Source organism: Microbispora sp. ATCC PTA-5024 (assembly GCF_000511135.2).
Lineage (GTDB): Bacteria > Actinomycetota > Actinomycetes > Streptosporangiales > Streptosporangiaceae > Microbispora > Microbispora corallina.
In genome coordinates, this window is the sequence record NZ_KI866524.1 from 1,116,290 (window position 1) to 1,123,325 (window position 7,036).

At 67.8% G+C, this 7,036-nt stretch carries 6 protein-coding genes and 1 pseudogene; 2 read left to right on the forward strand and 5 right to left on the reverse strand.

Annotated features, from left to right (window positions below; translation table 11 throughout):
* On the reverse strand, nucleotides 1–865 hold an 865-nt coding region (locus tag MPTA5024_RS40035; RefSeq protein WP_198167366.1), incomplete at its 3' end, for a sensor histidine kinase.
* Between the two features lie 826 nt (nucleotides 866–1,691).
* On the opposite strand from MPTA5024_RS40035, the gene MPTA5024_RS25760 reads away from it, so the two are divergent.
* Nucleotides 1,692–2,888, forward strand: coding sequence for a sensor histidine kinase (locus MPTA5024_RS25760; protein ID WP_198167367.1), 1,197 nt, complete (start codon nucleotides 1,692–1,694; stop codon nucleotides 2,886–2,888).
* Nucleotides 2,889–2,997: 109 nt separating this feature from the next.
* Here the strand turns inward: MPTA5024_RS25760 and MPTA5024_RS25765 are convergent, their stop codons facing one another.
* From MPTA5024_RS25765 to MPTA5024_RS25775, 3 genes are read right to left on the reverse strand one after another with little or no spacing between them, the layout of a single operon-like run.
* Nucleotides 2,998–3,660, reverse strand: coding sequence for a response regulator (locus MPTA5024_RS25765; protein ID WP_036328792.1), 663 nt, complete (start codon nucleotides 3,658–3,660; stop codon nucleotides 2,998–3,000).
* Entirely contained in the window at nucleotides 3,657–4,829 is a 1,173-nt protein-coding gene (locus tag MPTA5024_RS25770; protein ID WP_232326630.1) for a sensor histidine kinase, read from the reverse strand. The genes MPTA5024_RS25765 and MPTA5024_RS25770 overlap by 4 nt, the downstream gene beginning before the upstream one ends.
* Nucleotides 4,829–5,419 (reverse strand): hypothetical protein, encoded by a 591-nt coding sequence (locus MPTA5024_RS25775; protein ID WP_036328797.1) that lies wholly within the window; start codon nucleotides 5,417–5,419, stop codon nucleotides 4,829–4,831. The genes MPTA5024_RS25770 and MPTA5024_RS25775 overlap by 1 nt, the downstream gene beginning before the upstream one ends.
* A gap of 170 nt (nucleotides 5,420–5,589) precedes the next feature.
* Between MPTA5024_RS25775 and MPTA5024_RS25780 the strand changes: the two genes are divergently transcribed.
* Nucleotides 5,590–6,813, forward strand: a complete 1,224-nt coding sequence (locus MPTA5024_RS25780; protein WP_036328799.1) for a serine hydrolase domain-containing protein — start codon at nucleotides 5,590–5,592, stop codon at nucleotides 6,811–6,813.
* Between the two features lie 140 nt (nucleotides 6,814–6,953).
* On the opposite strand, the pseudogene MPTA5024_RS41300 reads toward MPTA5024_RS25780, so the two are convergent.
* Nucleotides 6,954–7,036: pseudogene (locus MPTA5024_RS41300) on the reverse strand (transposase); the annotation flags it as partial.

Here is a 7,036-nt window from a genome sequence, read left to right on the forward strand (position 1 = left end):
AGTGGTCCCTGGCTAGGGGCATCCGGAGGACGAAACATGCGCCACCCGAAGCGGAGTCTTCGACGTGGAGGCTGCCGTTGTAGGCGGAGGCGATGTCACGGGCGATGGCCAGGCCGAGGCCGGTGCCTCCGCAGTCACGGCTGCGGGCCGAGTCCAGCCGGACGAAGCGATGGAAGATCCGCTCGCGGTCGGCTTGGGCGATGCCTTCTCCGTCGTCGGCGATGGCCAGTTCGGCGCCGTCGCCTGCGGAGCGCAGGCTGATCCGTATCGTCTGTGCAGCGTGACGGTGGGCATTGTCGAGCAGATTGGTGAGCATTCGGTTGATATGAGATGGGACGGCATACACGGTCACCTCGGGGTCGAGGTGAAGCTGTATCTCCTGCCGCCCCGCGTCGCGGGCGACCACCTCACGGACCAACGCCGCGAGGTCCACCTCCTTCATCGTCGTCTCGTTGCCCGTCCCCAGCCTGGCCAGCAGAAGAAGATCGGCGATGAGGCTCTGCACCCGGCAAAGGTCACCGAGTGCCTCATCGAGGAGATCCGTCAGATCGACGTCATCCGGATACATCTGGGCGTCTTCCAGTCGCACGCGCAGCCCTGCGAGAGGAGTACGCAGTTCATGTGAGGCGTCCAGAGCGAACTGCCGTTGCTGGTCGAGCGCTCGTTCCACGCGCCTTTGCGCCTCTTCCAGTCGCCCAAGGATCGTGTTGATCGTCCGGGCGAGCCGAACGATCTCGCCGTTCCCATGCACTTCCGGCAAGCGGTGGGACAAGTCGCCGACGTCGATGGCCGCCAGTTCGACGCAAATGGCCGCGATGGCATCAATACATCCGGCCTCGGGCCCGCCACAAAAGACCTTCCTCATGTCCGCGCTCCCCTCCGCCACGCACAGATATTGATTACGTGGCTGACGGGTGATCGACCGACGCTCGGCTGCACAACACCACAGTGATGGCGACCTCTCGGGCCGATCAGGTCGCGGCCAGCTTCCACCTGGAGTGCTGGCACGCAGGCACCGCTGCCGTCAGATGGACGATTTCGTCCAGCTTGGTCTTGTGAGTGGATGCTGTCAAGAGCTTCCGACGCGACGATCCGAAACGGCCGAACCCAGACGTGATCCGGCTGCGATGCAGGATGAAAAGCCCTTGGTGCTCGCTCTCGACATGGCGATGAACTGGGTTAAAGGTCACATAGGGAAAGATCGCTAGAAGCGATCAGCGACAGCTTGTGATCCGTCTCGCACGCATCGCGCCGAGTCATAGTAGCTCCGAGATCTTGACATAGCGAGTTGACAAGGTCGGGCAACCGTGGATTATATGGACTAAACCGTCCACATAACTCAGTGCGACGGCCGCTCGACCAGGCGCGCGTGCGCTGCCGGTGGCCGGTCATCATGCCAAGCTCGAACCATGGCACCGCCCCACTGCACTGAGACTGCAGGGCTATGCGGCCCGCAGGTGATGCGCGCCCAGGAAAGGGAACGGCGACCCCCAAGAAGCAACTCGCGGATGGCTGAGGCTGTTCCTGAGCCACTCGACGTCCGTGTGGATCAGCGATCAGCTTGAAAGACACAGCAGCGATGAAACAACCAGCCGAGATCCCCAATGAATTGCGGGCAGTGGCCCGCTCAGAAGAACTGGTCGGACACCCAGGAAAACGGTGAAGCGATGCCGCCACTGTGTCCCATTCAGGTGCGCTACACGACGGTAGCCACGCTGCTTGCCCTTGTGACCGGGGTCATGATCGGCGTGAGCATGGATCTGGCGGTCCGCCACTGGGTTCGAGACGAGGCGTTCCTCAACGCCGAGAAGATCACCCTCTGGTGGAGCGCGCATATGCGGGTCGGGCAAATGCCACACCCCATCCCCACCTCCGCCGGCATCGATCTCATCCAAGTGGTGGACGCCGGGGGCAGGATTGTGAACGCCAGCCCTCAGACGGGCCGGACGCCCCTCAGCATGTTCAGACCGGAGCCCGGCAACCGCGTGCAGCGGCGGACCGAGTGCCTCCCGGACGAGCGGTGTGTCCTGCTCGTGGCCGAGAGGATCTCACTGGATGCGGATTCCCCTGTCGTGTACGCCGGCGCGGTGGAGCCGTCGATTCTGTCGACGCACGACCTCGAGTACGCCATCGCGGCGTCCGCGCTGCTGATGACGGTGGCGTCAGGATGGCTGACGTGGCGGATGACGGGCCGCTCACTGCGCCCGCTGAAGCTGCAGTGCCAACTGGCCTCCACTACGTCCCACGAACTCCGCAATCCGATCGCCGGCCTGCGGGTGCAACTGGAGGAGGCACTGCTCTACCCCGATCAGATCAATCCGCGTGACACGATTCAGGGAGCCCTGTCGACCACCGACCGGCTCGAGGCGATCGTCGAGGACCTGTTGCTGCTGGCCCGCCTGTGCGACGGTGAACCGGCGCCGTCCGAGCCGATCGACCTCGGAGCCCTGGTGACGGCGGAGGCGGGGACGCCCTCCCACACCATGCCGGTGCATACTCAGGTGACCGGAGATGTGTGGGTACAGGGCTCACGAACCCAGCTGATCCGGCTGCTGAACAATCTGGTGAGCAACGCGCAGCGGCACGCAGAGACTGGCGTCACGGTATCCGTCACGTACGCTGACGGCCAAGCGGTCTTGGCGGTGACCGATGACGGAGCCGGCATCGAACCGGCCGACCGCGCGCGAGTTTTCGAGCGGTTCGTCCGTCTGGAAGACGGACACCGCCGAGACGCCACCGGTAGCGGACTCGGCCTTGCGATCTCCCGCGACATCGCCCATGCCCATCGCGGAACTCTGCGCATCGAGGACTCCCCCCGCGGCGCCCGGTTCGTTCTCCGGCTACCGCTGAGGGGGGAAAATGAACCGCCGGCGACCACCATACGGTGACGGCTGGACGGACGTAACCCTGCTCAAGCGGCAGATGACGACCGATGCCGGGTGCTCGCTCACGGCGGCGTTGCTGTGCCCGCGGCTGTACAGCACCCCGGCGCCGTCATCACTGCCCGGGGACGATCAGGCCGCTCTCGTAGGCGGCGATCACCGCCTGGACCCGGTCGCGCAGCCCGAGCTTGGTCAGCACGTTGCTGACGTGGGTCTTCACGGTGTGCTCGCTGACCACCATGGCCTGCGCGATCTCGGCGTTGGACAAGCCGCGCGCGAGCAACCCCAGCGTCTCCTCCTCGCGGGTGGTGAGCCCGCCCAGCCGATCCGACGGCGGTGCGGCGGGACGCGCGGCGCCACGGGAGGTGAATTCGGCGATGAGCTTGGTGGTGATCGAGGGCGCGAGCAGTGACTCGCCGGCGGCGACCACGCGAACGGCGTGCACGAGGTCGTCGCGGCGGACGTCCTTGAGCAGGAAACCGCTCGCCCCTGCTCGCAAGGCGTCGTAGACGTAGTCGTCCCCGTCGAACGTGGTCAGCATGAGGACCCGGCAGTCGCTCTGCGCACACACGAGCCCGGCCGCCTCGATGCCGTCCATGACCGGCATGCGGATGTCCAGCAGGAGCAGGTCGGGACGGTGCTCACGGACGGCTTCGAGCGCTTCCGCACCGTTGCCCGCTTCGGCCACGACGTCGATGTCCGGCTGCGCGTCGAGGATCATGCTGAAGCCGGCCCGTACCAGCTCCTGGTCGTCGGCGACCACCACGCGCACGCTCATGCGGTCACCGGCCGCGGGAGGCGGACGCGGACATGGAAGCCCGGCCCGTCGGTGCGCGGCCCTGCGACGGCCGTGCCGCCGCAGGCGACCGCGCGCTCGCGGATGCCGATCAGCCCGTTGCCGCCCGACGGCAGCGAGGCTTCGCCGCCGTGGCCGTCGTCGGTGACGTCGATCATGAGGGTGTCGTCCTGCCAGGTGAGTTCGACGCCGGCGTGGGTGGCGCCGGCATGTTTGACGATGTTGGTAAGGGCTTCCTGGGTGATCCGGTAAGCGGCGACCTCGGTGTCCGGGGTCAGTGGCCCGGGAACGCCGGAGCTGGAGTACGTCACGTCCAGTCCGGTGGCCCTGACCTGGTCGGTCAGCGTGGTGAGCGCGGCGATGGTGGGCTGCGGCGCCCGCGAGGCCTCCTCCTCCTTCAGCACGCTCAGCATTCGGCGCAGCTGCACCATGGCGTCGCGACCGGCGGCGGCGATGGCGTCGAAGACGGCCTCCGCCTTGACCGGGTCGCTCCGGACCGCCACCGGTCCGGCCTCGGCCTGGACCACCATGAGGCTGACCGCGTGGGCCAGAATGTCGTGCATGTCGCGGGCGATCCTGGCCCGCTCGCGCTCGGCGGCCCGCTCGGCCTCGACCTCGCGCTCGCGGCCCAGCCGGGCGGCTCGCTCCTCCAGTGCGGCGGCGTGGGCACGGGAGGAGGCGGCGGCGCGCCCGATGGCGTACGCGGCGACGAAGCACACGACGCCGCGCAGCGCGGTCTCGGAGGAGCCGACCACGAGCAGGCCACCGCCGACCGCCAGGATGAGCAGGGACAGGCTGGTCCACAGCCTGGTGTGGGCGGCCACGGTGTAGACCGCGACGAGGCCGGCGTACCAGATGGGCTGGGAAGGCACCTGGTCGACGAGGTCGTACAAGCCCGTCGGCAGCAGACAGGCCACCAGGACGGGTACCGGCGCGCGACGCCGCCAGATCAGCGGCACCGCGGCGGCGACCACGACCATGTAGCCCCACCAGTGCCAGGATCCGCCCAACGGGTTCTCGCGAGAGAGGAACGGCCACAGCTGCACGAACAGCGTCAGCAGCGCGAGTGCGGCGTCCCCCCAAAGTGGCGGCAGCACGGTGGTCCACCGCCTGACCGGCGCAAGGAACCGTATATCGGACACTCGCCGCATCATACGAGGGCCGAGGAGGGCCGGGGCGCGGCCTGCGAGACGGCCCCGCGAGCGAGAGGGGTGAACGCGACGATCAAGCAGAAAGCGGACAGCGGGATGAGGTCCTTGGTGACCAACGGGAGGATCAGGTAGCCCAGGACAGGGACGAGCGCCCATGCCCTGACCCGGCGCTGCACCGCCAACTGGCAGAACAGCAGGAGTTGGCCCACGTAGAACAGGTACGGGCCGACGTCGTAGACCGCGATCGGTACGCCGGGCACGGCCCGCACCCGGTCGAAGAGCACGCTCATGCCAGCGTGGTCGGCGGACATGAAGCCGACCGCGAGGTCGATGCCGAACTGCGCGAGCAGCGCCGCGACGCCGGCGGTGCCGACCACCGCACTCACGGTGGCCAGGGTGCCGCGCCCTGCCACCCGCCGCATATGCCAGAAGATCGGGACGAACAACAACAGCGCCGCCACGAAGGCGAGGTGACCACTGGCCCAGGCGAAGCCGGGGCCGTGGCTGCCATCGAGACCGTCGAGGATGCGGATCACACCGTAGGCGAGTACCAGCGAAGGGGCGGCGAAGAAGGGAAAGCGTGAGTTCATGGCGCCGATCGTCCGCCTTCCGACCGGCCTCTCACATCGCCGACAAGGGCGATCCGGTCACTCGCTCGCAAGAGGGAGAGGAAATGGGTCGTCTCGGCGATCCGCTGCCGAGGCTTGATCGACAGGATGGGCCCATCACCCCGAACCTCCCTTCCCACCTGGAGATATCGATGAAGCTCGCCCTGGCCTGCCTCGCAATCGCCGGCACCCTCGCGGCCGGAACCGTCGATGCCGTGCCCGCCCAGGCGGCCACGCTGAACCCATCCACCGCCTCCTGCCCGACGCCCAGCGTCATCCGGCCCGCTCCCGACGTGAAGATCCCGCCGGTCAACCCCGCCGCGCTCCAGAAGGCCATCGCGGACCTTCCCGCGCCCGACGCCACCGCCGCCGTCGTCCGGGTCGGCGGGTCCCAGGGCTCGTGGCAGGGCGCGGCCGGCGTGGCCGACATCGAAACGGGGCGGAAAGCGACCGAGCACGTGCGCTTCCGCGTGGGCAGCGTGACCAAGATGTTCACCACCGCGGTCGTTCTGCAGCTCGTCGCCGAGGGAAGGCTCTCGCTTGACGCGAGCGTCCAGGACTACCTGCCCGGCCTGCTGCCCGCCTCATATCCGGAGATCCGCGTCGGCCAGCTGCTCAACCACACCAGCGGCCTGCCTGCGCCCGACCTGCCCGAGACCCTCGAGTGGGTCTACCAGACGCGGTTCAAGACCTGGAAACCGCGGGAGTACGTCGCGCTGGCGGTACGGAATCCGATCGAGTTCACGCCCGGCACCCGGCAGCACTACCTCAACGTCAACACGTTCGTGGCCGGCCTGCTGATCGAGGAGGTCACCGGGCGCTCGTACGAGCACGAGGTCACCTCCCGGATCCTCCGCCCGCTCCGCATGCGGGACAGCTACCTGCCCGGCACGTCACCACGCGTCCGCGGCCCGCATAACAAGGGCTACCAGGCGGTGCCCGCCGGCTTCGAGGACGCAGTCCCCTACGCCGGCGGCCACGTGGTCGACATGACCGAGACCAGTGTCACCTCCACCTGGGCCTCCGGCGACCTCATCTCCACCGCGGCGGACCTGGAGAAGTTCGTCGAGGCGCTCTTCTCCGGCACGGTCGTGCCACCCGCCCAGCTGGAGCCGATGTTCACCGTGCCCGACGTGACGATGTACGACGAGTGCGGCAACACCCCGGCCTCCTACACCTCCGGCATGACCAGATTCGTGCTGCCGGGCGGCGTCGTCGCCTACGGCAAGAGCGGTGCCCGCTTCGGCTACGCGGCCGGCGTCGGCGCGACCCGCGACCTGAGCAGGACGCTGGTCTACTCGATCAACTCGACGGACGCCAAGGGCTCCGGCCAGAACCAGCGGTCGCTTTCCATACTCATGGCCAGCTTTTCCTGACCCGTACGGCAGAGGGCGGTGGTCGTCTTGACCATCTCTCGCCTCGCTGCGGGTTCGGTTGACCGTAGCCAGTCCACCGTTGCTGGAATAGGCACGACTCCGTCGCCAGCCGATGGCATGGCGCACATGACCACTGCGAAACGGCGGCGTTCCAGCAGGGAGGGGAAGAACGACCCGGACCGCAGCTTGGAAATCTTGAGCTCCAGGTCGCCGGCGGCGGTGG